The 24,180-nt window shown below is 69.4% G+C and carries 22 protein-coding genes and 1 pseudogene; 11 read left to right on the top strand and 12 right to left on the bottom strand.

The annotated features are described in order from the left end of the window. Window positions 1–121 precede the first annotated feature (121 nt). Window positions 122–1,543 (bottom strand): FadR/GntR family transcriptional regulator, encoded by a 1,422-nt coding sequence (locus tag A5705_RS06015; RefSeq protein WP_068276172.1) that lies wholly within the window; start codon window positions 1,541–1,543, stop codon window positions 122–124. Window positions 1,544–1,551: 8 nt separating this feature from the next. Then, the gene (locus A5705_RS06010) at window positions 1,552–2,745 is read right to left on the bottom strand and encodes a thiolase family protein (protein WP_068276169.1); all 1,194 of its coding nucleotides are present in this window, start codon (window positions 2,743–2,745) and stop codon (window positions 1,552–1,554) included. A 63-nt stretch (window positions 2,746–2,808) separates the two neighbouring features. Here A5705_RS06010 and A5705_RS06005 point away from each other — a divergent pair, with 63 nt between their 5' ends. Next, complete coding sequence (locus tag A5705_RS06005) at window positions 2,809–3,144, top strand: Zn-ribbon domain-containing OB-fold protein (RefSeq protein WP_067879874.1); 336 nt, start codon at window positions 2,809–2,811, stop codon at window positions 3,142–3,144. A 74-nt stretch (window positions 3,145–3,218) separates the two neighbouring features. Here A5705_RS06005 and A5705_RS06000 read toward each other — a convergent pair whose 3' ends face one another. After that, window positions 3,219–5,396, bottom strand: a complete 2,178-nt coding sequence (locus tag A5705_RS06000; protein WP_068276166.1) for an acyl-CoA dehydrogenase — start codon at window positions 5,394–5,396, stop codon at window positions 3,219–3,221. 112 nt (window positions 5,397–5,508) lie between these two features. After that, a complete protein-coding gene (locus A5705_RS05995) occupies window positions 5,509–6,267 on the bottom strand; it encodes an SDR family NAD(P)-dependent oxidoreductase (protein WP_067879868.1) in 759 nt (252 codons plus the stop codon). A gap of 112 nt (window positions 6,268–6,379) precedes the next feature. Here A5705_RS05995 and A5705_RS05990 point away from each other — a divergent pair, with 112 nt between their 5' ends. Next, a complete protein-coding gene (locus A5705_RS05990) occupies window positions 6,380–7,921 on the top strand; it encodes an ATP-dependent DNA ligase (RefSeq protein WP_068276466.1) in 1,542 nt (513 codons plus the stop codon). A gap of 51 nt (window positions 7,922–7,972) precedes the next feature. Then, the gene (locus A5705_RS05985; RefSeq protein WP_068276163.1) at window positions 7,973–10,210 is read left to right on the top strand and encodes a carbon starvation CstA family protein; all 2,238 of its coding nucleotides are present in this window, start codon (window positions 7,973–7,975) and stop codon (window positions 10,208–10,210) included. A 15-nt stretch (window positions 10,211–10,225) separates the two neighbouring features. On the opposite strand, the gene A5705_RS05980 is transcribed toward A5705_RS05985, so the two are convergent. Together A5705_RS05980 and A5705_RS28835 are read right to left on the bottom strand one after the other, a co-directional pair. Continuing rightward, a complete protein-coding gene (locus tag A5705_RS05980) occupies window positions 10,226–10,612 on the bottom strand; it encodes an STAS/SEC14 domain-containing protein (protein WP_231964334.1) in 387 nt (128 codons plus the stop codon). A gap of 244 nt (window positions 10,613–10,856) precedes the next feature. Beyond that, window positions 10,857–10,985: a hypothetical protein gene (locus tag A5705_RS28835; RefSeq protein WP_255381757.1), complete on the bottom strand. Its 129-nt coding sequence runs from the start codon at window positions 10,983–10,985 to the stop codon at window positions 10,857–10,859. A gap of 273 nt (window positions 10,986–11,258) precedes the next feature. On the opposite strand from A5705_RS28835, the gene A5705_RS05970 reads away from it, so the two are divergent. Continuing rightward, window positions 11,259–12,782, top strand: coding sequence for an Hsp70 family protein (locus A5705_RS05970; protein WP_068276160.1), 1,524 nt, complete (start codon window positions 11,259–11,261; stop codon window positions 12,780–12,782). A gap of 22 nt (window positions 12,783–12,804) precedes the next feature. Here the strand turns inward: A5705_RS05970 and A5705_RS05965 are convergent, their stop codons facing one another. Then, window positions 12,805–13,269 carry a cyclic nucleotide-binding domain-containing protein gene (locus tag A5705_RS05965; RefSeq protein ID WP_068276157.1) on the bottom strand — a complete coding sequence of 155 codons (465 nt, stop codon included), beginning with the start codon at window positions 13,267–13,269 and terminating at the stop codon, window positions 12,805–12,807. A 139-nt stretch (window positions 13,270–13,408) separates the two neighbouring features. Between A5705_RS05965 and A5705_RS27690 the strand changes: the two are divergent. From A5705_RS27690 to A5705_RS05945, 5 genes and pseudogenes are all read left to right on the top strand, one after another. Next, window positions 13,409–13,513 (top strand): annotated as a pseudogene (locus tag A5705_RS27690) (polyphosphate kinase 2); the annotation flags it as partial. Window positions 13,514–13,540: 27 nt separating this feature from the next. Beyond that, window positions 13,541–14,371, top strand: coding sequence for an oxidoreductase (locus A5705_RS05960; RefSeq protein ID WP_068276153.1), 831 nt, complete (start codon window positions 13,541–13,543; stop codon window positions 14,369–14,371). A gap of 103 nt (window positions 14,372–14,474) precedes the next feature. Beyond that, a complete protein-coding gene (gene adhE / locus A5705_RS05955) occupies window positions 14,475–17,108 on the top strand; it encodes a bifunctional acetaldehyde-CoA/alcohol dehydrogenase (protein WP_068276150.1) in 2,634 nt (877 codons plus the stop codon). A gap of 165 nt (window positions 17,109–17,273) precedes the next feature. Continuing rightward, a complete protein-coding gene (locus A5705_RS05950; protein ID WP_067879994.1) occupies window positions 17,274–18,047 on the top strand; it encodes an enoyl-CoA hydratase/isomerase family protein in 774 nt (257 codons plus the stop codon). A gap of 18 nt (window positions 18,048–18,065) precedes the next feature. Beyond that, the gene (locus A5705_RS05945; protein ID WP_067879842.1) at window positions 18,066–19,415 is read left to right on the top strand and encodes an acyl-CoA dehydrogenase family protein; all 1,350 of its coding nucleotides are present in this window, start codon (window positions 18,066–18,068) and stop codon (window positions 19,413–19,415) included. Here A5705_RS05945 and A5705_RS05940 read toward each other — a convergent pair. Further along, the gene (locus A5705_RS05940; protein WP_067879991.1) at window positions 19,412–20,095 is read right to left on the bottom strand and encodes an MspA family porin; all 684 of its coding nucleotides are present in this window, start codon (window positions 20,093–20,095) and stop codon (window positions 19,412–19,414) included. The genes A5705_RS05945 and A5705_RS05940 overlap by 4 nt on opposite strands. 186 nt (window positions 20,096–20,281) lie before the next feature. On the opposite strand from A5705_RS05940, the gene A5705_RS05935 reads away from it, so the two are divergent. Beyond that, a complete protein-coding gene (locus A5705_RS05935; protein ID WP_067879839.1) occupies window positions 20,282–20,512 on the top strand; it encodes a hypothetical protein in 231 nt (76 codons plus the stop codon). 7 nt (window positions 20,513–20,519) lie between these two features. On the opposite strand, the gene A5705_RS05930 is transcribed toward A5705_RS05935, so the two are convergent. From A5705_RS05930 to A5705_RS05915, 4 genes are all read right to left on the bottom strand, one after another. After that, window positions 20,520–21,479, bottom strand: coding sequence for a phosphotransferase family protein (locus tag A5705_RS05930; protein WP_067879836.1), 960 nt, complete (start codon window positions 21,477–21,479; stop codon window positions 20,520–20,522). Continuing rightward, window positions 21,480–22,244, bottom strand: a complete 765-nt coding sequence (locus tag A5705_RS05925; protein WP_067879831.1) for an SDR family NAD(P)-dependent oxidoreductase — start codon at window positions 22,242–22,244, stop codon at window positions 21,480–21,482. A gap of 72 nt (window positions 22,245–22,316) precedes the next feature. Then, the gene (locus A5705_RS05920; protein WP_369803346.1) at window positions 22,317–22,757 is read right to left on the bottom strand and encodes a DoxX family protein; all 441 of its coding nucleotides are present in this window, start codon (window positions 22,755–22,757) and stop codon (window positions 22,317–22,319) included. Next, on the bottom strand, window positions 22,757–23,674 hold the full coding sequence (locus A5705_RS05915; protein WP_068276463.1) for an alpha/beta hydrolase: 918 nt from the start codon (window positions 23,672–23,674) through the stop codon (window positions 22,757–22,759). The genes A5705_RS05920 and A5705_RS05915 overlap by 1 nt, the downstream gene beginning before the upstream one ends. A 106-nt stretch (window positions 23,675–23,780) precedes the next feature. Here A5705_RS05915 and A5705_RS05910 point away from each other — a divergent pair, with 106 nt between their 5' ends. Then, a complete protein-coding gene (locus tag A5705_RS05910; protein WP_067879825.1) occupies window positions 23,781–24,176 on the top strand; it encodes a hypothetical protein in 396 nt (131 codons plus the stop codon). Window positions 24,177–24,180: the final 4 nt, after the last annotated feature.

The raw sequence follows: 24,180 nt of genomic DNA, 5'->3' as shown, positions 1-24,180 counted from the left end.
TGTCGCTATCGATCACTACGCCAACCCCCTGCTGGACCGGCCGCCTACATTTCCACCTCCCCATACCCGATTGGGACCTTCGCTATGCAAACGAACGGATCACACCCGCGCGGACGCCCCGTTACAGCCACCACGACGCGGCGGCGTCCAGATGACGCCGGGTGCGGTAGCGGGCGAGGCTGTCGTCGCCGGCCTTGATCGCCTGCAGAATCCGCGCGTGAGCGTGCTCGACGGCGGCCACGTCGGCCGGGGTCGGCTCCGCCTGCCCGGTGCTGGACCAGTGCCGGTGAAACAGCTCGATGATGATCCGGAGGAACAGGTCGAGCAGCGCATTGCCGGCGAGCTGCGCCAGCCCGAGGTGAAACCCGACCTCGGCGGCGACGTCCCGCGCGCTGGTGTCGAAAGCGGTCAAGAAGGCCGCCACGCCGGGTTCGGCGCGCCGCTTGACGACTCTGGCGACGTTGTCGATCTCGATGGCGTCGCGCACGCTGCGCAGGTCTTCGCGGGTGGGCTTGCGGTACTGCAGGTACAGGGCGATGGTGTCGATGCTGGCCTGCGCCCGGGGGCGGCCGACGATCAGGCCGCCGCCGGGTCCGCGGCGCATCTGCGCCACGGAGTGATATTCGAGCAGCCGCACCGCTTCCCGGAATACCGCGCGGCTCACCCGGTAGCGATCCAGCAGGACCGTCTCGGTCCCGAACACCGAACCGGGCCGCCAGCCGCCGTCGGCGATCTCGTCGCCGATCGTCGCCGCCAGCATCTCGGCGAGCTTGCCGTGGGGCGCCTCGCCGTCGAGCGGCCGGCGGCGGGTCGGGCGCGGTCGGCCCTTGCCGCCGGGGTGATGCTGCTGCAGCCAAGCGGTCACCGCCTCGACGTGCCGCTCGGACAGCGACTTTGCGCGCGCCGCGTCGCCGGCGGTGACGGCGGCGACGATCTCGGCGTGGCGCTTGTGCATGTGGTCGACCGCCTCGATCGCCTCCGTTTCCGAGTCGGTCCGCGACTGCAGCGCGTATCGGGTGGTGAGCCTGATCAGGATGTCGATGAACAGTTCCAGCACCGGGTTCTTGGATTGCCCGGCCAGCGCGATGTGGAACTCGTCCCGGGGCGCCGGCAGACCCGGCCGCCACTGCTGCTCGGCGCGCAGCACCGCTCGCAGGCGCTCGATGCCGGCCTCGTCGATCCGCTCCGCGGCCACCGAGGCCGCCAGCGGCTCGAGCACCAGGCGCGCGTTGAGCAGGTCGACCAGGGTGGTGCCCGCGTACTCGAGGTAGATCACGACGGCGCGGGTGGCGGGGCCGGCATCCGGCTCACAGATCAGCAGCCCGCCGCCCGGCCCGCGGCGCATCCGGGCAACCCGGTGGTGTTCGACGAGGCGCACCGCCTCCCGCAGCACGGATCGGCTCACGCCGTAGCGCTGTTGCAGAGACTGCTCCGAGCCCAGCGACTCACCGACCGTCCAGCCGCGGCGGACGATGTCCGCCTCGATGTCGCGGGCAATCTGTGCGGCCAGTTTGTCCGCGGGACCGGAATCGTGCTGTGCCACAGGCTATCTCAACATGTGAGCAGCATGCATCCGGCGACCGGCCCGCCGCCCACGGAAACCACCCCGACCTCCGGGCGTTTCGGCACCTGGCGCTCCCCCGCCTCGCCGCGCAGCTGCAGGCAGCCCTCGTGCAAGGCCCAGTAGCCGTGCATGCGCCCGGCCGAGAGTTGGCCGCCGTAGGTGTTCAGCGGCAACCGGCCGTCGCGGGCGATCCGCGCGCCGCCCTCGACGAACGGCCCGCCCTCGCCGTCGCCGCACACCCCGAGGGCTTCCAGCCAGGCGAGGGTGAGAAACGTGAAACCGTCGTACAACTGGGCGACGTCGAGGTCGGCCGGCGTCAGCTGCGTGCGCGACCACATCTGCGCGGTCGCGTCCGACATGGCCATCTTGGGGTAGTCGGCGCGGTGGAACCAGCCGCCGGCGCCGTCGGATCCGCCGATCGCCTCCACCGCCACCGCGCGGTGCGGGCAGTCGCGGGCGTACTCCCCGTGCGACACCACCACCGCGATCGAGCCGTCGATCGGCACATCGCAGTCCAGCAGCCCGAACGGCGTGGACACCGGGCGCGCACCCAGGTAGTCGGCCATGGTCATCGGTTCCCGGTACACCGCAAGGGGATTCAGCCCGGCGTTGCGCCTGCCGTTGAGCGCCAGCCAGCCCAGCTGTTCCTTGGTGGTTCCGTACAGCTCCATGTGGCGGCGGCAGTTCAGCGCCAGCCAGTTCGCCGCCGAATAGGCATGGGCCGCAACGAGATCGTTGACGTCGTCCATCGCGCCGACGGCCGGCCGCGGCGCGCCCTCGGGCGTTTCGAACATGCGCGCCAGCGGCTGGGCGGGCGCGTTCTCCTCCCGCTTGACCGGCACCGTGCCGCCGAGCATCTGGATCGTCCGGTAGACGACCACGTGGCGGGCGCGCCGCTCGGCGACCGCGCGGCACGCCGACATCACCGGGCTCAGCAGGCCGCCGGTTCCGAAGCCGGCGCCGCAGTCGGCCGCTTCGATCCGCAATTCGGCGTTCACGTCCGACGCCGGCGTGTCGCCGAGCGTCGCGATCCCGTCGATGTCCGCGGGCGCCAGGCCGGCGTCGGCGATGGCGGCGCGCACCGCCTCCATGGTCAGCTCGAAGCCGGGAATGCCGGTGCGGCGGCCGATGCGCGAGATGCCGATGCCGGACAGGATCGCGTCCTTTTCGAAATACGCCATACGCACCGCCCGTTCCCGTGAGCCGCCACCCGCGCCGAATCAATAGAGTGTACTGTATTTGGCGTGTCAGGCCAGCTGCTGATCGAGCACTGCGAGCAGTGTGCGCGCTGGGTGCACCCGGCGACCGGCGAATGCCGCGACTGCGGCGGGCCGCTGGTGGCGCGGCCGGTGTCCGGCCGCGGCACGGTGTTCACCTACACTGTGAACCACCACCCGTACAACCCGGACATCCCGACGCCCTACGTGATCGCCATCGTCGAACTCGCCGAACAGAGCGGGTTGCGGGTGGCGGCCAATATCGTTGGCTGTGAACCGGATTCGGTGACGTGCGGGATGCCCGTCGCGATCCGGCCCGAGAAGGGCAGCGGCGGCGCGCCCCAATTCGCCCCCGCCACTTAGCGCGAGCAGACGCAAAAGCCCCTCATTTCGCGCCGAAATGGGGGCTTTTGCGTCTGCTCGCCGGGGGAACCGGCCTAGTTGATCAGCGGGTCGCGCGGCATGCCGAGGATCCGTTCGGCGATCTGATTGCGGGTGACCTCCGAGGTGCCGCCGGCGATCGACATGCCGCGCGCACCCATGATCATGCGGGCCGCCAGCGCGCCCTGGCCGTCACCGAGCGCGACCTCGGGACCCAGCAGGGCCGCCGCGATCGCGGCCCCGTCGACCATGTGCTCGGCCAGCTTGAGTTTGGTGACGTTGCCCTCGGGTCCCGGGCCCGCGCCTTCGACGCTGCGTGCGACGCGGCGCAGGTTCAGCAGCCGCAGCGCGTGGTCGTCGGCCAGGTAGTTCCCGACACGAATCTTGGCGCCCGCCAACTGATCCGGGCGCTGCTTGACGAGTTCGATCAGCATGTCCGCCAGGCCCTCGTAGAACGACCCGCTGCCGCCGATGCTGACGCGTTCGTTGCCGAGGGTGGCGCGGGCGACCGTCCACCCGGTGTTGGGCTCGCCGACGACGTCCTCGTCGGGCACGAACAGGTCGTTGAAGAACACCTCGTTGAAATCCGAGCCGCCGGTGATCTGCCGCAGCGGGCGCACCTCGACCTCGGGCGCCTTCATGTCGACGATCACCGTGGTGATGCCGGCATGCTTGGGCGCCTCCGGGTCGGTGCGTACGGTGGCCAGCCCCCGCGCGCAATAGTGCGCCCCGCTGGTCCACACCTTCTGCCCGTTGATCTTCCAGCCGCCGTCGACCCGGGTGGCGCGGGTCTTGATCGACGCCGCGTCCGATCCGGCGTCCGGCTCGGAGAACAGCTGACACCAGATCTCGTCCTTACGCAAAGCCTTCTCGACGAATCTCTCGATCTGCCAAGGCGTTCCGTGCTGGATCAGGGTCAAGATGACCCATCCGGTGATCCCGTAGTCGGGCCGCTTGATGCCGGCGGCCCGGAACTCTTCCTCGATCACCAGCTGCTCCACCGGGTCGGCCGCGCGGCCCCACGGCTTGGGCCAGTGCGGCATCACGTAGCCGGTCTCGATCAGCTTGTCGCGCTGTGCCTGCTTGTCCAGCGCGGCGATCTCGGCGGCGTCGGCGTGGATCCGGGTGCGCAGCTCTTCGGCCTCGGGCGGCAGGTCCAGGCTGTTCTCCCGCACGGCGCCGGCCGCGGTGCGCTCGAAGGCGTCGGCGGCCGGGGCGTCGCCGCCGAACAGCGCCGTGGTCACCAGCGCCCGGCGCAGGTGCAGGTGCGCGTCGTGCTCCCAGGTGAAGCCGATGCCGCCGTGCACCTGGATGTTGAGTTCGGCATTGCGAGCATACGCCGGGAACGCCAGCGCCGCGGCCACCGCGGCGACGAGGCGAAACTGGGCTTCATCCTCGGAGGAATCCTCCCCCGCCGCGCGCGACGCGTCCCACACCGCGGCGGTCGCCGACTCCGAGGCCACCAGCATGTTCGCGCAATGATGCTTCACGGCTTGGAAAGTCGCGATGGTGCGGCCGAATTGCTGGCGCACCTTGGCGTAGGCGACGGCGGACTCCACGCAGTCCGTCGCCCCGCCCACGGCCTCTGCGGCCAGCAGGGTGCGGGCGCGGGCCAGCGCCGACTCCCGCGCCCCCGCCACGACGTCGTCGGCGCCGATGCTCACGTTGTCCAGGCGGACGCGCCCGGAGCGCCGGGTCGGGTCGAGGTTGTCGGGTACGTCGACCGAGACACCGGACCGGCCGCGCTCCAGCACCAGCAGGTCGTCGCCGGCGGCGACCACCAGCAGCTCGGCAAGCCCGGCCCCCAGGACGATGCCGGCCTCGCCGGCCGCGGTGCCGTCGGTGACGCGCACGCGGCCGCCCAGGCCGATTCCTGCGGTGACGGTGCCGTCGATCAGCCCGGGCAGCAGCCGCGACTTCTGCTCGGGCGTGCCGTCTTTGGCGATCACCGCCGACGCGATGACGGTCGGCACGAACGGTCCGGGCGCCACCGCGCGGCCGAGTTCCTCGACGACCACCACGAGTTCGGGCAGCCCATAGCCCGAGCCGCCGTGTTCCTCGCCGATGTGCAGGCCGAGCCAGCCGAGCTCCACCAGGTTCTGCCAGAACGGGGGCCGGGATTCTTCGGCGGCGTCGAGCAGGGACCGGGCCGCCCACCGCGCCTTCTGCGCGGTCAGGAACGCGCGGGCCACCTCGGCGAGTTCGCGGTGGTCGTCGGTCAGTGCGATACCCATGAGGGGCCTCCTCGCGCCGCTGCCGGGATGGTGGCCTGCCCCGCTCCGAGGGGAAGCGGGGCGGCTGGGTAAAGAGTGTACTTAATCCCCGCGGCGGCCCGGGTGGGGGTGCCTACTTCGGCGCGAACCGCTGCCCGGCGTCCAGCCGCAGGCACTGACCGTTGAGCATCGGGTTGTCCACGATGGCCGCCACCAGCTTGGCGTACTCCTCGGGCCGGCCCAGGCGTTTCGGGAAGGCGGCGTCCTTGGTGAGCGCCGCGGCGAATTCGTCCGGGATGCCCTGGGTCAGCCCGGTGGCGAACAGGCTGGGCGCGATCGCCAGCACGCGGATGCCCAGCGAACCGAGGTCGCGCGCCATCGTCAGGCACATGCCCGCGATGCCGGCCTTGGCGGCGGTGTAGGCGACCTGGCCGATCTGACCCTCGAAGGCCGCGATCGACGCCGTGTTGATGATGACGCCGCGCTCTTCGTCCTCCGGCTCGTTCTTGGCCATATGGGCGGCCGCCAGCCGGCTGATGTTGAAGGTGGCGATGAGGTTGAGATCGATGACCGACTGGAAGGACTCCAGGTCGTGCGGACCGGACTTGGTCATCGTCCGCTTGGCGATGCCGCCGCCGGCGGTGGTGATCACGACGTGCAGGCCGCCGAGCTTGTCGACCGCGGCCTGCAGCGCCTCCTCGGTGCCGGTGAAGTCGGTGACGTCGACCGGGTAGAATGAACCGCCGACGGCCTCGGCGACGGTCTTGCCGTCGGAGCCCTCGCGGTCCAGGATCGCGACGTCCGCGCCGCGTTCGTGCAGCAATTCGGCGCTGGCGCGACCCATCCCCGACGCGCCGCCGACGACGACGACCTTCTTCCCGTTGATCTCCATCCGGGCCTCCTTCTCCAGGGTTGTCAGAATTCTCGAAATTTGTAACGTTAAGCGGACACGCTAGCGTGTCCGCCCGGCCGGGTTGTCGGCGAGCCATGCCAAGCTGAGCGACGTGCTCCTCCTCGACGTGGCAAGCACGTCGCTTACCGTCGGCGGCACGTCGTCGCGGCTGACCAAGGTCGCCCACATCGCCGACCTGCTGCGCCGCACCGCCGAAGAGTTGCCCGCCGACCCGCAGGCGGTGGCGGTCGTCGTGTCGTGGCTCTCCGGTGAGCTGCGCCAACGCCAGATCGGAGTCGGCTGGGCGTCGTTGCGCGAGCGGCCGCGGCCGGCGGCCGACCCGACGCTGACCGTCACGGCAGTCGACGCCACGTTCTGTCAGATCGGGGCGGTCGCGGGCAAGGGGTCACAGGCGCGGCGGGCCGAAATGCTGCACGCGTTGTTCGCCGCGGCGACCGAAACCGAGCAGGCCTTCCTGGTGCGGCTGCTCGGCGGCGAGCTGCGCCAGGGGGCGCTGGCCGGGATCATGGCCGACGCCGTCGCCAAGGCCGCCGGAATCCCCGTCGCGTCGGTGCAGCGCGCCGCGATGCTGGGCGGGGATCTGCCGGCCGTCGCTGTGGCAGCCCTGTCCGGCGAACCCGCGGCCCTGGGCGCCTTCACCCTGCGGGTCGGCCGCCCGGTCAGCCCGATGCTGGCCCAGACCGCGACCGGCGTGGCCGACGCCATCGAACGGCACAACGGCACAACGATTTTCGAGGCGAAGCTGGATGGCGCGCGCGTGCAGATCCACCGGGCGGGCGATCGGGTCACGGTGTACACCCGCAGCCTCGACGACGTCACGGCCCGGCTCCCGGAGGTCGTCGAGGCGACGCTGGCACTGCCTGCCACCGACCTCATCGCCGACGCCGAGGCGATCGCGCTGCGGCCCGACAACCGCCCGCACCGCTTCCAGGTCACCGCCTCGCGGTTCGGCCGGTCCGTCGACGTGGCGGCCGCTGTTGCGGCGCAACGGCTTTCGGTGTTCTTCTTCGATATCCTGCACCGCGACGGCACCGACCTGCTGGACGCGCCCACCACCGACCGGCTCGCCGCCCTGGATGCGCTGGTGCCGCCCGACCAGCGGGTCGACCGGCTGACGACGTCGGACCCGTCGGAGGCCGCGCGCTTCCTGGACGCCACGCTGGCCGCCGGCCACGAGGGCGTGATGGCCAAGGCGCCGCGCGCGCCGTACCTCGCGGGCCGGCGCGGGGCGGGCTGGCTCAAGGTCAAGCCGGTGCACACGCTGGACCTGGTGGTGCTCGCCGTGGAATGGGGGTCGGGGCGCCGGCGCGGCAAGCTGTCCAACATCCACCTGGGCGCGCGCGACCCTGCGAGCGGCGAATTCGTGATGGTGGGAAAGACGTTCAAGGGCATGACCGACGCCATGCTGGACTGGCAGACCGCCCGGTTCAGCGAGCTGGCCGTCGGCGGCACGGACGGTTACGTGGTCCGGCTGCGGCCCGAGCAGGTGGTCGAGATCGCCCTGGACGGCGTGCAGAAGTCGTCGCGCTACCCCGGCGGGCTCGCGCTGCGGTTCGCCCGGGTGGTGCGCTACCGCGACGACAAGGGCCCGGCGGAGGCCGACACCATCGACGCGGTGCGCGCCCTGTACTGAATCGCCTTCGCAAACACCCATTGTCAGCCTTGCGCGCGTAGGGTTTCCGCCGTGGCCGTTCAAGAACACGACAAAGACGTCAGCTACATCCGCACCCACGAACACCTGCCGCCGGTCGCCATCATCGACCGGTCCCCAATCACCACCCGGCACAAGATCGTCTTCGCCGTGATCGCGCTCGTCGGCGCCGTCGCCTGGGCGATCATCGCGTTCGCTCGCGGCGAGACGGTCAACGCCGTCTGGTTCGTCGTCGCGGCGATCTGCACGTACATCATCGCCTACCGGTTCTATGCCCGGTTGGTCGAGATGAAGATCGTCCGGCCCCGCGACGACCACGCCAGCCCGGCCGAGGTCCTCGACGATGGCACCGACTACGTGCCAACCGACCGGCGCGTGCTGTTCGGCCATCATTTCGCCGCCATCGCCGGGGCCGGGCCGCTGGTCGGTCCTGTGCTGGCCACCCAGATGGGCTACCTGCCGGGCGCCATCTGGATCGTCGTCGGCGCGGTGTTCGGCGGGTGCGTGCAGGACTACCTGGTGCTGTGGATCTCCACCCGGCGCCGGGGCCGTTCGCTCGGCCAGATGGCCCGCGACGAACTGGGCGCCGCGGGCGGGGCGGCCGCCCTCCTCGGATCCCTCGTCATCATGGTGATCCTGATCGCGGTGCTGGCGCTGATCGTGGTGAAGGCCCTGGCCGAAAGCCCGTGGGGCGTCTTCTCCATCGCCATGACCATCCCCATCGCCCTGTTCATGGGCTGCTACCTGCGCTTCCTGCGCCCCGGACGGGTGTCGGAGGTATCGGTCATCGGCTTCGCGCTGCTCCTGCTCGCGGTGGCGTCCGGCAGCTGGGTCGCCGAAACAACCTGGGGCGCATCGTGGTTCACCCTGTCACCGGTGACGCTGTGCTGGTGCCTCATCATCTATGGGTTCGCCGCGTCGGTGCTGCCGGTGTGGTTGCTGCTCGCGCCGCGCGATTATCTCTCGACGTTCATGAAGGTCGGCGCCGTCGCGCTGATCGCCCTCGGCGTCTTCCTCGCGCGGCCGGAGATGCAAGCTCCCGCGGTTTCGCAGTTCGCCACCAGGGGGAACGGCCCGGTGTTCGCCGGTTCGCTGTTCCCGTTCCTGTTCATCACCATCGCGTGCGGCGCGCTGTCGGGGTTCCACTCGCTGATCTCGTCCGGGACGACGCCGAAGCTGCTGGAGAAGGAAGGCCAGATGCGGCTGATCGGCTACGGCGGCATGATCACCGAGTCGTTCGTCGCCGTCATGGCGCTGATCACCGCGTCGATCCTCAACCAGCACTTGTACTTCGCAGTGAACGCGCCGGCGGCCCAGACCGGCGGCACGGCGGCCACCGCCGCGGACTACGTCAACCGGCTCGGCCTGTCCGGTCCGCGGGCCACCGCCGACCAGATCGGCCAGGCCGCCCGCAGCGTCGGCGAGAAGTCCATCGTGTCGCGCACCGGCGGCGCACCGACGCTGGCGCTGGGGATGTCCGAGGTGCTGCAGCGGGTCTTCGGCGGCACCGGGCTCAAGGCGTTCTGGTATCACTTCGCGATCATGTTCGAGGCGCTGTTCATCCTGACGACGGTCGACGCGGGAACCCGGGTCAACCGCTTCATGCTCTCCGACACGCTGGGCAACCTGGGCGGCCCGCTGGCCCGGCTGCGCAACCCGAGCTGGCGCCCCGGCGTATGGATCTGCAGCCTGGCCGTGGTCGCCGCGTGGGGCGGCACCCTGCTGATGGGCGTGACCGACCCGCTGGGCGGGATCAACACGCTGTTCCCGCTCTTCGGTATCGCCAACCAGCTCCTCGCGGCGATCGCACTGACCGTCGTCACGGTCGTCGTCATCAAGAAGGGGCTGCTGAGGTGGGCGTGGATCCCCGGCGTGCCGCTGCTGTGGGACCTGGCCGTCACGATGACCGCGTCGTGGCAGAAGATCTTCTCCGGGGACCCCGCCGTGGGCTACTGGACCCAGCACGCGCAGTACCTGGCGGCGAAACACGCGGGCAAGACCGCGTTCGGTTCGGCCAAGAATGCCCATCAGCTCGATGACGTCATCAGGAACACCTTCATCCAGGGGACCCTGTCGATCCTCTTCGCGCTGGTCGTCGTCGTCGTGTTCGCGGCCGGAGTCGTCGTCGCGCTCAAGGTGATTCGCGGCGGCGGCAGGCCGCTTTCCGAGGAAGAACCGGTGCCGTCCAAACGGTTCGCCCCGTCCGGCCTGATCGCCACGCCCGCGGAGCGGGAGGTGCAAAGGCAATGGGACGCGGCAGCCGCCCCGTGATCGGCTAACCCGATCTCATCCGGCATCGCGCTTGCCGTGCGGCGCCACGATCCATTCGCGCGCTTCGTCGGCCTTCGCCTCGGCGAACGTGCGGTACCTGCCGGGCCAGAGGAACCCGAAGAGCTCACTGAACCTGGCCATGTGCTTCACCCATTCCACGTCGCTGACGATCGCGCAGCGATCCCAGTCGAAGTAGTGGCCGATGCCGAACCTGGAATCCGCCCACACCGCGCCGGGTCCGAAACTCGTGAAGTCGGGCGCGATCTCGAGATAGATGCCCACCCGTTCGTGCCGGCTCAGTTTGTCCTCGAAGCCCGGTATGAGCACCGTGTCGTAATCGCTCTTGGTCACGTGCCCATGCAAAGCGAACGCGGCGACGTCGTCGGGGAAACCCTTGAGCATCTCGATCACGAAGTCATCGTCGGCGCACCGAGCGTGCGGGCCTAGGGGCGAAAGTCATCGATGCAACCAGCGCCCGCAACGGTTGAGGTAGTCGACTACGCATGCCCTGGGCGGTCGCCGACCGTACGGTGAGTCCACCAAGCGCCACATCGGAGAAGAGGTAGACGATGTTGGTATCCCCACCGGGAGTCGCGAGCACGACCGATCCCGTCGACAAGCCCACCCATCAACCGCCTCCCCCGGTTCAGGTGTCATCCACCGAGGTTGTGATCAGCACCCAGCAGGTGGTTTTCGGCAGCGCGGCCGCCTTGGGGGTGGTGCGCCGCAGGAGCATCGGCGTCCGGCTGGTCGCCGTCGCACGGCGAATGCTCACGACCACATTCGGTGAATCAGCCCCGCAGCAAAGGCATTGCCCGAAGCGGTACGAATTTCTCGAGAACGCCCTCATGGCGCGGGAGATGCACAGGCTATGAACGTCGTCCTGGCACTCGCGTCCGCGATGCTGATGGTGATGATCGCGAAGGGGCTGTACAGCCTGCAATGGTGGCTCGAGCGTACCGACTACAACCGTCACTTCGAGGATTGACCGGCACGCGCGGTCAAAGGTGGTGCCCAAGACGGTGACACGGTCCTAGAATTCTGCGGAATGAGGGTCGGCATCGACTTTGGCACCACCCACACCGTCGTTGCGGCCGTCGACCGCGGTAACTATCCGGTCATCTCATTCGACGGACTGGACGCCTGGCCGTCGGTCATCGCCGCCAATGCCGACGGGGACCTGAGATTCGGGGTGGCCGCGGCAGCCGTCCGCCACGAGCCGGGCTGGTCGGTGCTGCGATCCTTCAAACGCCTCCTCAACGAGGCCGGACCGCAGACTGAGGTGACCCTGGCCGGCCGCAGCCATCGTCTCGCCGACCTCCTCACCGGCTTTCTGGCCCAGCTGAAGAGCGACCTGCAGCGCCGCTCGAATGCCAGCCTGGCGCCGGGCGAGACCATCGAGGCCGCGATCAGCGTGCCCGCCAACGCCTCCAGCGCCCAGCGCCTGCTGACGCTGGACGCGTTCGTCGCGGCGGGTTTTCACGTCGTCGCGCTGCTGAACGAGCCGTCGGCCGCCAGCCTGGAGTACGCGCATCGATACCGCTCCACCATCACCGCCAGGCGCGAGTACGTCCTCGTTTACGACCTCGGTGGCGGCACCTTCGACGCGTCGCTGCTGAGGATGACCGGGCACGAGAACGAGGTGGTCGTCAGCGAAGGCATTCAGCGCCTCGGCGGTGACGACTTCGACGAGGCGATCGTCGACCTCGTCCTGGGCCGCCTGAACCTTCCCGAGGTGACCCCGGCCGCCCGCGACCTGCTCAGGGAGGAGTGCGCCGCCCGCAAGGAGGCCGTCGGGCCGCAGACGCGCCGTTTCCTGGTCGACCTGACCGGGATCGACGAGGTGGACCGGCCCCCGTTCTCCTGCCGGATCGACGACGTCTACGCCGTGTGCGCGCCCATGGTCGACCAGACGACCGAACTGCTGCACCGCGTCCTGCACGATCCGGCGGGCGGCCCGGACGTGACCTGGTCGGAGGTGGCGGGCATCTACGTCGTGGGCGGGGCCGGGGGCTTCCCGCTGGTCTCCCGGATGCTGCGTACGGCCTTCGGCGAGAAGCGGGTGAAGCGCTCCCCGCACCCGTTCGCCGCGACGGCGATCGGGCTGGCGGTCTTCCTCGACCAGGAGGCGGGTTTCGCCCTGTCCGAACGCTTTTCGCGGCACTTCGGGGTCTTCCGCGAGGCGCACGCCGGCACCGACGTGGTCTTCGACCCGATCGTCCCCAAGGATGCCTCGCTTCCGGCCGACGGGCATACCCCGCTGGTGGTGCGGCGGACCTACCGGGCCGCGCACAACATCGGGCACTTCCGATTCGTCGAGTGCAGCCGCCTCGTCGACGGCCGTCCCGACGGCGACGTGACGCCCTACGACCCGGTCCTCTTCCCGTTCGACCCGGCGCTCTACGACCGGGATGACCTCGGGCGGCAACCGGTCGGCCGCTGGAGTGACGGCCCCGACGTCGAGGAGCGCTACGTGGTGGCCCCCAGCGGCGCGGTGGAGGTGACGCTGACGACGCGCCCGACCGGCTTCGAGCGCACCTTCCGGCTGGAGCGGTGCGCGGCGGCGAGTTAGCGAGACGCTCCCCGGGCCGGCCTCATTCGATGGCGTCGGCGTAGATGTCCAAGAGCCGGAACCTCGTCGCATCGAGATATTCGCCGAGCACCGCGATCACGCGCTTCTGCAACTCGTAGCCGAGTTCGTGATCCTCTTCGCACTTCTCGCGCAGGCACTTGCCGTCGAAGACGATGGCCCGCGTCGTCTCCACCGCGCGTGCGTCGAACCGCGAGTTGTAGGGCGGCACCAGCCACGACCAGCCGAGGATCTCGCCGTCGCCGAGCGTCTGCACGGTCAGGCTGCCATGGCCCGGCGCGCGAGTCTCGAGCGCGATCCTGCCGACGCGGATGAGATAGAAGTGATCGGCCGGGCGGCCCTCGCGGAAGATCAACTCACCCGCGCCGAAGCGCACGTTGGCCGCGCACCCGACGGCCAACTGCAGGTAACGCGGGTCGATGCCGCGGAAGAAAGGGTGCCCGGCCAGCAGGCCTTCGAGCGTCCTCACTGTGTGCTTCCTTCGCTCTCGTCAACGCTTTCCTGAAGCGTAGAACGCGGCCGGCGGGGCGACCAGCACGATGCGCCCGCCGTCCCGATCGCCGGCGCCGACGGGGCTAGCGTCGGACTATGGCACAGATCGATTTGGAAACGCCATGCGTCACGTGCTCGCCAAATCCGACTACGACGACAAGGACGACGAGGTCGTGGGCGAGCCGGACCCGCGGATCGTGGGCCGCGCGCTGACCGACTGAGTTCCGCCCGACCGAAGGAGACACCGCATGTCCACCTGGCTCATCACCGGCTGCTCGACCGGGCTCGGCCGCGCGCTCGCCGAGGCCGTCATCGCGGCCGGCCACCACGCCGTCGTCACCGCGCGCGACGTCACCAAGGTCGCCGACCTGGCGCAGGCCGCACCGGAGCGGGTGCTCGCGGTGGCGCTCGACGTCACCGAGCCCGCGCAGGTCACCGCCGCCGTGCGGGACGCGCACGAGCGGTTCGGCGGCGTTGACGTCCTGGTCAACAACGCCGGCTATGGCTACCGCGCCGCCGTCGAGGAGGGCGACGACGCCGAGGTACGCGAGTTGTTCGAGACGCACTTCTTCGGCACCGTCGCGACGATCAAGGCCGTGCTGCCCGGCATGCGATCGCGCCGCAGCGGCGCGATCGTCAACATCTCCTCGATCGGCGCGACGGTCACTCCGGTGGGATCCGGGTACTACGCGGCGGCGAAGGCCGCGATCGAGGGGATGAGCGGGGCCCTGCGCGGTGAGCTTGCGCCGCTGGGCATTTCGGTGACGGTCGTGGAGCCCGGCGCGTTCCGCACGGACTTCGCCGGTCGCTCGCTCGTACAGTCGGCCGCGGTCATCGACGACTACGCGGCCACCGCGGGGCAGCGGCGCAAGGAGAACGACACCACGCACGGCACCCAGGCCGGCGACCCCGCCAAGGCGGCCACCGCGATCATCAGGGCCGTGGAATCAACCGAGCCCCCGGGGTTCCTGCTGCTCGGCCCCGACGCGCTGGGTCTCTATCGCCACGTCGCGGACGCGCGCGCGGCCGAGATCGCGAAGTGGCAAGAGCTCACCTGCGGCACCAACTTCGGGCCGTAACCGGGCCGAGGGCCTTTCAGCCCTACTTTCGATCAAGGCGGCCGACGTAGCATCTGCTCATTCCGGGGACGCTCGGCGTCCCTTCCCGAGCCGAAACGCGACCATGACCACTACGCAAAGCCAGCCCGCCTCCGGTCTCGAAGCACCCGCGCTTGCCGAAGAGCGCAGACGCGAGGTCGACGCGATCGTCGACGTGGCGGCCGAGGCGGCCCGGGCATTCCGCAGGCTCGACCAGGAGCAGGTCGACGCGATCGTCGAGGCGATGGTGCGCGCCGGGGTCCGCGCGGCGGGCGAATTGGCCAGCGTGGCGATCGAGGAGACGGGCTTCGGTGTCTTCGAGGACAAGGTCGTCAAGAACTATGTCGCCACCGAGTTCCTGCACGACTACCTGCGTGGCAAGAAATCCGTTGGTGTCATCGACGAGGACGTCGAACACAACATCGCCTATGTGGCCGAGCCGATCGGGGTCGTGCTGGGCATCACCCCCGTGACCAATCCGACCTCGACGGTGCTGTTCAAGGCGATCGTGGCCGCCAAGACGCGCAACGCGATCCTTTTTCGGCCGTCACCGTATGCGGTGCGCTGTTGCGAACGCAGCCTGGAAGTCCTCCGCCCGGCGGCCGAAGCGGCCGGGATGCCGCCCGGAGCGCTGCAGGTCATTCCGGACGCCGCGCACGAGGTGACGCACTACCTGTTCAAGCATCCCGAGGTCGACTTCATCTGGGTCACGGGCGGACCGAAGATCGTGGCGCTGGCGAATTCGGCCGGAAAGCCGGGTCTGTCCGTCGGTCCGGGCAACGCGCCGATCTACGTTCACAAGACCGCGGACCTGAAGGGCGCGGTCGTTGACATCCTGATCTCGAAAACCTTTGACTCGTCCGTTATTTGCCCGGCCGAGCAAACCTGCATCATCGACGACGAGATATACGACGAGGTGATGGCCGAGTTCGAGCGGATGGGCGCCCAACTGCTCACGCCCGCCGAGGCCGACGCGGTGGCGGAGTTCGCGTTCGGGTGCGGCGATAAGATCTCGCTCGAGGCGGTCGGGAAGAAGGCTTCGGAGCTGGCCGCCCGAGCCGACTTCAGCGTGTCACCGACCGTCAAAGTGCTGCTGGCACAGCTTCCCGCCGACCTGGACGAACTCGCCTCCCACCCCCTGTTGGCCGAGAAGCTGATGCCGGTGCTCGGGGTGGTGCGCGCAAGAGGCGTCCAGCACGCCATCGACGTGGCCGTCCTGGTCACCGAGCATGGGGGGCTCGGTCACACCTCGGCGGTGTACGCCAGCGACGAGGACGTCATCGAGGCATACGGTCTGGCGGTTCGCACCGGGCGCATCCTGGTCAACGCGCCCACCGCCGTCGGAGCCCTCGGCGGGGTCTACAACAACCTCACACCCACGTTCTCGTTGGGTTGCGGCACCTGGGGCGGGTCGAGCACGACGGAGAACGTCAACTACCGCCAACTGCTGAACATCAAGACCGTCTCGCGGCGCCGCACCCCGCCGCAATGGTTCCGCGTCCCCTCCAACACCTACTTCAACGAAGGCGCACTGGACAACCTGCGCGAACTCGACTGCGAAATCGTCGTGGTGATCACCGATGCCCTGACCGATGAGCGCGGCGTGGTCGACCAGTTGCGAGGCAAGTTACGCACCCAACACGTGCAGGTGTTCAGCGAGGTGACACCGGAGCCCGACGAGGCGACCATCCGCCGTGGCGTCGCGCTGCTGCAGCGGGTCCAACCCGATCTGCTGCTCGCCGTCGGCGGCGGCTCGGTGCTGGATGCCGGCAAGGCGATCCGGCTGTTCTACGAACACCCGGAGAAGAGCCTCGACGAGTTGACGATGCCGTTCCTCGACCCGCGCAAGCGCGTGGCCGACTATCCGACCGACCGCCATCGCGTCCAATTGGTCGCTATTCCGACGACGTCGGGGACCGGTTCCGAAGTCTCGCCGGCGGCGGTGCTGACGGTGCGCGGGAAGAAGGAAACGCTGGTCGACTACAGCCTGGTGCCTGACCTCGCGATCGTCGACCCCGTCCTGACCTCGTCCATGCCACCGAAACTGACCGCCGACACCGGCATCGACGCGCTCACCCACGCTCTGGAAGCGATCGTTTCGATCTTCGCGTCGCCGTACACGGACGCGCTGTGCGCCCAAGCGGCACGATTGATCTTCGACGCGTTGCCCAGGGCCTACGATGACCCCGGCGAGCTATCCGCGCGAACCGACATGTCCAACGCGGCAACCCTTGCCGGGCTTGCCTTTTCGAATGCGTTCGTCGGGACGAACCATGCGCTCGCCCATGCCGTCGGCGCGAGATTCGGGATCTCGCATGGCCGAGCCAACGGCATCTTCCTGCCGCATGTGCTGCGCTACAACGCAAGTCTGCCAAGCAAGTTCATGCCCGCCCCGGGATATTCCGCCTACGTGGCGCCGGACAAATACGCGCAGCTCGGCCAACTGATCTTCGGCGGGCATGAGCCCGACGAATGCCGCGGCCGGTTGTTCCACGGAGTTGACGATCTGCTGAAGCGACTGGACATGCCGCGATCGCTGCGGGAGTACGGCGTCGAGGAGGAACAATTCCTTGCGGCGCTGCCCGCGTTGGCGATGACGGCATTCGAGGATCTCAGCAACCGCACAAATCCGCGGATGCCCTTGGTCAGCGAGATCACCGCCCTGCTTCGGGTGGGCTTCTACGGCGACGCCGAAGCTGAAGCTCAGCCGCGCAGCTGAGGGAGTACGTCACCTTCCCACGCCGCGAAGAACCCGTCCATGTCCGGGCCGAACTGCCCCTGTGGCCCCGGGTGGCCCACCGGATCGCGCTCAAGTCGCGAGAATCCCTTCGCCATTTTGGAGAAGGCAGTTCTCCTGAACCGAGAGACGCTTTACGATCGGTGGGTGTCCCACACGCTGGAACTCGACCGGCCCGCCGACGGCGTCGTCGTCGTGCGCCTGAGCCGTCCGGAGCGGCTCAACGCCATCAACGCGGCCATGCAAGCCGAATTGGCCGCGGCCCTGGCCGATTTGGGGGCCGACCGGTCGACGCGTGCCATCGTGCTCACCGGAGCCGGTCGCGGCTTTTGCGCCGGCATCGACATGCGCGACTTCGGGCCCGACGTGCCCGAGGCGACGGCGCCGGCGCTGGACCGCATGCGCTTCCAGGAGAGCATGGCCGCGCTCGCCCAACGCGTCCGCGAGGTGCCGCAGCCCGTCATCGCCGCGGTCAACGGCCCCTGCGTCGGGGCGGGTTTCGCGCTGTGCCTCGCCGCCGACATCCGAATCTGTTCGGCGCAAGCCTCGTTCGGCAACGCCGCCATCCTGCTCGGGCTGTCGGGCGCCGAGATGGGCATGAGCTATCACCTGCCCCGCATCGTCGGCACCAGCGTCGCGGCCGACTGGATGCTCACCGGGCGCACGGTCTCGGCCGGCGAGGCCGAGCGGCGGGGGCTGGTCAGCGAGGTCGTCGGGCCCGATCGGTTGGTCGATCGCGCCGTCGAGTTGGCGTCGCTGATCGCCGGCCTGGCGCCGCTCGGCGTGCAACTGACGAAGCGCGCGCTGCAGGTGAACACCGACGCGGCGAGCCTGCCGGCGGCGCTGGAACTGGAGAACCGCAACCAGGTGATCGCGCATGCGACCGAGGACGCGGCCGAGCGCCGCAAAAAGTGGCAATGACCCGAGAAGGGACAACGGATGTCGTGGGACTTCTCCACCGAGCCGCAGTGGGCCGAACAACTGAAATGGGTCGAGGAGTTTGTGCGCAACGAGTGCGAGCCGATCGACCTGATCGTCAAGGAATCCCACGACCTCAGCGATCCGGTGCGGCAGGCCCTGATCCCGCCGCTGCAGGAGATCGTCAAGGAGCGCGGCCTGTGGGCCACCCACCTCGGGCCGCACCTGGGCGGCCCGGGCTACGGCCAGGTGAAACTCGCTCTGCTCAACGAGATCCTGGGCCGTTCGGAATGTGCGCCCATCGTCTTCGGTTCGCAGGCCCCCGATTCGGGCAACAGCGAGATCCTCGCGCATTACGGCACTCCCGAGCTCAAGGCGCGCTACCTCGAGCCGTTGCTGGACAACCGCATCGTGTCCTGCTTCTCGATGACCGAGCCGCAGGGCGGCGCGGACCCCAAGGTGTTCCGCACCACCGCGGTGCCCGACGGCGATCACTGGATCATCAACGGGGAGAAGTGGTTTTCCTCGTTCGCCTCGATGGCTTCTTTCCTCATCGTGATGGCCATGACCGACCCCGAAGCGCCGCCATATCAACGCTATTCGATGTTCGTCGTACCGGGCGGCACCCCGGGCATCAACGTGCTGCGCGATGTCGGGTTGGGGTATCAGCCGCCGGGCGGCGGTCGCGAGGGGTACGTCCGTTACGAGAACGTGCGGGTGCCCGCCGACCACATGCTGGGCCCGCGCGGCGGGGCGTTCGCCGTCGCCCAAACCCGCCTGGGCGGCGGGCGAATTCACCACGCGATGCGCACGGTGGGCCTGGTCCGCCGCATCTTCGACATGATCTGCGAGCGGGCGGTGTCACGCTACACCCAGGGCGAGGTCCTGGCCAACAAGCAACTGGTCCAGGAGATGGTCGCCGACTCGTGGATGGAGATCGAGGCCTTCCGGCTGCTGACGCTGCAAACCGCTTGGAAGATCGACCAATTCAACGACTATCACGCGGTGCGGGCGGACATTTCGGCGGTCAAGGCGATGATGCAGAAGGTGTTGCACGACGTGTCGGCGCGGGCGCTCCAGCTGCACGGGTCACTGGGCACCACCCACGAGATGCCGTTCGTGCAGTACCTGGTGGAGTCGTTCGTGCTCGGCCTGGCCGACGGTCCCACCGAGGTGCACAAGGTGACGCTGGCCCGGCTCCTGCTCAAGGACCGCTCACCCGCGCCCGATCTGTTTCCCTCCGAACACCTGCTGCGCCTGCGCGCGGCCGCCGAGGCGAAGTTCGCCGACCGGCTGGCGGGCATACCCCGCGGCGTGGCGATGGCTAGCGCGGCGGAGCCGGGCGAAGCGGGTCGCCACCATCGGCCTTAGACGGCTTTGGTGACGCCGACGTAGGACAGCACCACGTCGGATTGATCGGTCTCCCGGGTCAGCGTCGCGTAGGAGCGGATGAACGACTGCCCCACGCAGCCGTCGATCTTGACGTGGAAGTTGCTGACCATCACCCAGGGACTCGGCCCCTTGAACTGCTTCTTGACCACCGGCACCACGATCACGAGCCCCGGCTTGAGGCCCACGGTGATCACACCGTTGACAGGAACCGTGATCAACGGCACGGGGGTCACCACGCCGGTGAACGCGCCCGCCAGGCCAAGACCCGGGGTGACGCCTGCACTCCCGCCCATCGTGACGCCGTTGGAAGTGCTCATGTCGATCCCGCAGCCGATCTCGTAACCCACCTCGAGGGTGCCCCGCGGCTGCTCAGGCCCTATGAGCGAGCCGACGAACGTCCCGCTCGCCAGGTATTCACGGGACGAGACGGCGGTGGTCAGCGGCGCCACCGGAATCTGCGACTCGTCCTTGGCGCCGAGGCCCAGGGTCCAGCCGTCCGGGGTCTTGAGGATTGCCGGCGCGTTCGAGGGCACGCCACCGTCCGGCGCGGGCACTGTTACGGCGGCGGGGTCGACGTCGGGATCCGCGCTTGTCGACGGCGCCGCGGCCACGGCCACGAACAGACAAACCGCGATAACCGCGGCGCGGCGAACGACCACGGTTACCGGCCCCACGCGCGACACCGTAGGCGCGGCGCGAAACGCGTCAGGGAATTTGCTGGGCAACCGGTCGAAGTCGTTGTGCGTTCGTAACACATCCGCGATATGGCCCCGGAACGTTGCGCCGATCCTGTATCGGTTTGTTTGCCAGGGGGCTACAATAGGCGGGCGACAGAGAGGGCGGGAATGAAGCGGGTTTTGGTGGCCGGCGCGATGAGCGCGATGGCTCTCGCCGCCAGTTCGGCCGTGGCCAACGCCGATCCCGACCCTTTCTCACCGCCGGCGCCCGGGGTTGTCGATCTGATCACGACGGAGAGTCCGGCGCTGTTCGTCGACCCGGCCGACGAGGGCGGCCCGTCGCTCGCCTGGGGCGGCGCCGGGATGTACTGCGAAAACATGTTCGTGCGGTGCCGCTGATCCACCGTTAGCCCAGCATCGACCGCGCCCGCTCCAGCAACCGCGGCGGCGTCGCGGCCATGGCCTCCAATTCGGCCCGGGGAGAGCGCCTTCGGCGGTTGTGCTTGACGATCAGCGACCACGTCGCGGCCGACTTGAAGCACGCCAGCGCGCCGAACCAGCCCAAGTCGGTGACTTCCCAACCTGATTCGCGTTGATAGATCTCGGCCAGTTCGCCGGCTGGGGGCGCGACACCGGCGGAGGACGGAACCCGTTGGTACGTCTCGGGGTCGCAGTTGATCAGCAACCAGCCCAGATCGATGCGCGGGTCGCCGATCGACCAGATCTCCCAGTCGATCACGGCGGTGATCCTGGCGCCGACGGCCATCAGGTTGCCCAGCCGGAAGTCACCGTGCACCACGCTGGGCCGCAAAGCCCTTGGCGCGCAGGCAAGCAGCGCGTCCCGCACACCGCGCCAGTCCGGCACCAGCTCCGCATCCACGGTCCGCAGCGTGTCGCACCAGCGCTGGACCTCGGCGGCCGCATCGACGACCGGCTCGCCGGCCAGACCCAACTCGGACGGCGACAGGCTGTGCAGGGCGGCCATCACCCGGCACGCGTTGCGGTAGCGCTCGAACAGCCCGGCAGCCGGCGGGCAGCAGTCGAACAGCGGCTCCACGCACTGTCCTGAGGCGTGGGACATCACGAACAGCGGCGGGGTGTCGGGCGGGTCGCCCGGATCCTGCCACACCACCTCGGGCACCGGAACTCGCGTCCCGGCAAGCGCTTTCATGATCCGGGCCTGGCGCAACACGTCGCGGTGCGCGACCGGCTCCACGCCCGGCGGGGCAACCTTGATCACCACCGGCCGGGCGTCGCGCGCGCCGCGGAACGTGAGGCTGGACGCGCCCCCGGCGAGCGCGGCGACGTCGACCACCCCGGCGGCCGCGAGCCGCCGGCGCAGCCCCTCGAGATCGAGCTCGGGCATTCAGCCGGCCCGGCCGACCTCGGCCAGGAAGGACTGGGTGTGCGCGATGCGCCCGGTCATGGTCCTCGGATCGCAGGTGCACAGCCGCAGGGCGGTCTCGGTGATCAGTTCGATGTCCTCGGTGTCGGTCTTGGCCAGATCCAGGGCGCCGGCCCCCGGCGTCGCCACCGGGTTGGACGGAGCCGCGGCGTTGACGGCGATGCCGTCGTCATACAGTTCGGCGGCAAGGCTTTTGGTGAGCCGGTTGAGCGCGGCCTTGGCGGTTCCGTAGATCCCGAAGCCCGCGGTCCGGTCGAATTCGGAGAACGGCGGTCCGGGCGGCAGGTCGCCGCCCACCGACGTCAGATTCAGGATCCAGCCCCGCCCGCGCTCGCGCATCGCGGGAATCGCCAGCTGGCTCAGGTGCAGCGGCCCCAGCACGTGCATCTCGATCATCAGCCGGGCCCGCCGTTCCGGGAACCCGTCGAGCGGCCGCAGGAAGGTGACCGCGGCGTTGTTGACCAAGATGTCCGGTGCACCGACGGCGCGCACGACCTCGCCGAAAAGCCGTTCGCGTTCCTCGGGGTGCGACAGGTCCGCCGGGATGGCGACCGCCCGGCCACCGGCGGCGACGATCTCTTCGCGGGTCTGGCGGAGCGATCCCTGGTATTTGGGGTCGGGGTCCATCGTGCGGGCGGTCAGCGCCACCGTGGCACCGCGCGCGGCAAGCCGCGCCGCGATCGCCTTGCCCAGGCCCCGGCTGCTTCCGGTGACCAGGGCCACCATCCCGTCGCATCGTTGCTCCGTGCCCACCGACGACCTCCTCCGGAAATGGCTTCTCCGCTCAAGAGAATGCCATTATCGCCAGGAGATAGGAAGTGTCACCCCACCGCGGAGGGCGTCGACCGAATATCGTCCGCCGCCGGTGAAGACCAGCAGGAAGAAGGCGAAGCAATAAAGGATCGCCATGGCGCCGCCGTTGCCGTCCGGAGGCTCCCCGACGGGCCAGAGCCCCCGCGGTTGATGCATCCAGAAATAGGCGACCGCCATGTGCCCCGAGGCGAAAAACGCCGCAGCGCGGGTGAACAGGCCAGCCGCGATCAGAAGTCCGGTCACGAGCTCGATCAGGGCGGCGTACCAGCCGGGCCAGGCCCCGAACGCGGCGGGATAGCTGGGACGGGCGGGCCAGCCGAACAGGACCACCGAGCCGGAGGCCGCGAAGAGCAAACCGTAAACCAGGCGAAAGAGGCTCAGCACGGCCGGCGCATGCCCGGCGAGGCGTTCCTCGAGCGTCTTCATCACATCGCCGACGTTACGGTCGCCGCCCAGCCGAGCAGGCGCCTCCAGAGCCGCCGGCGGCTCGACGCCATGTTGTGGCAGTGCGCGCTGTCGGCCAGGACCACGGTCGTGATGTCGGGGCTGCTGCGGAACAGGCCGGCCTCCGCCCGCGGGTCCGGCGAGACGTCGACCGCGCCATAGCCCAGCAGCACCGGGACATCGATCCGCGCGGCGTGCTCGGCGACGACGCCGGGGATCATCGCGGTGCCGAACACCCGCGGCACCACCGACTTTGCCGTGACGCAGTCGGCCGCGACCACGTCGGCAGGCACGTCGGGGAGGTGAAACCAGCTCTGCAGGTATTCGCGGGGGGCCTCGGCATAGGGCTCGGCAAGGGCGGAAAGGATCTGGCGCGCCAGCTCGTCGCGGCCCTGCGGGGTCGCGGCCCGGGCGATGAATGCCGCATCCAGGTTCAGCGGCGCGACGTGTCGATTGGTGCACCCGAGGGCCGCCAATCCGGCGTAGCCGGGAAACAGCGATTGCTGAACGATCGCCAGATAGGCACCCAGCGAGTGCGCGACGGCCACCGCGGGTGCGTGGCCACCTGTCAGCGCCGGCAACTCCGAGACCGCCCGCGCGAGCGCGGCGGCGATGTCGGTGAAACCGAAATCCCTTGCGGGCTTCGAACTTTCGCCCGTACCCAGGGGGTCGATCGTGACGACGTCGTAGCCGTTCCCGGTCGCGAACTCGGCGAAGCTGTAGCCGCTACGGCCGGGGATCTTCAGGTCCCAATATTCGCGGCTGTAGGTGCCGCCCGGCAGGCACACGAGCACCGCGTCGGCGGGGCTCGCGGCCGGGTAATAGGTCGCCGCCAAAAAGGCCTGCTCGCCGACCACGTCGCCGACATCGAAGCGCACCAGTCGCGGGGAGACGGTCATGGCTGGCCTTCCGTCGTAGCCGTCATCGTTTTCACCGTCGTAGCGTGATAGTTGATTGAAACAGGTGTGCTCAGCCTCGACGGCACGGTGCGGTGGGGAGTTGGTCATGAGTGAACGGCCCGTCGACGGGCAATCGCGCCCGGCGGAACGCGCGGCACAGGTGGAGCAGCGAGTGAAAGAACTGCGCAACCGCAGGGCGGAGTTGGCCGCCGGCCAACGGCCGTCCCCCGAGTCGGTCAGCCTGGCGCGACACCGGGCGGAGGAATCTCTGCAAGCCGCGGCGGCCGCCCACCACGCCGCCGCCCAACGGCACGAGGAACTGGCGCGCGTCCACGAGCAGACGGCGAACACCTATCAGCGAGCCGCCATGGACGGACTGGGCTCGTCCGCCCAGCTGCAGCGGGCGGCCGACGAGCACTGGCAGGCCGCGCACGACAGTCACCTGGACGCCGTCGCGGACGAGGCGCAGGCCGAAAACCCCAAGAAATCGTCGTCGGACTAGCGCG

The sequence above is a fragment of the Mycobacterium sp. E787 genome, assembly GCF_001668725.1.
In the GTDB taxonomy this organism is placed as follows: Bacteria; Actinomycetota; Actinomycetes; order Mycobacteriales; family Mycobacteriaceae; genus Mycobacterium.
This window is presented reverse-complemented; position numbering and strand designations above follow the sequence as displayed.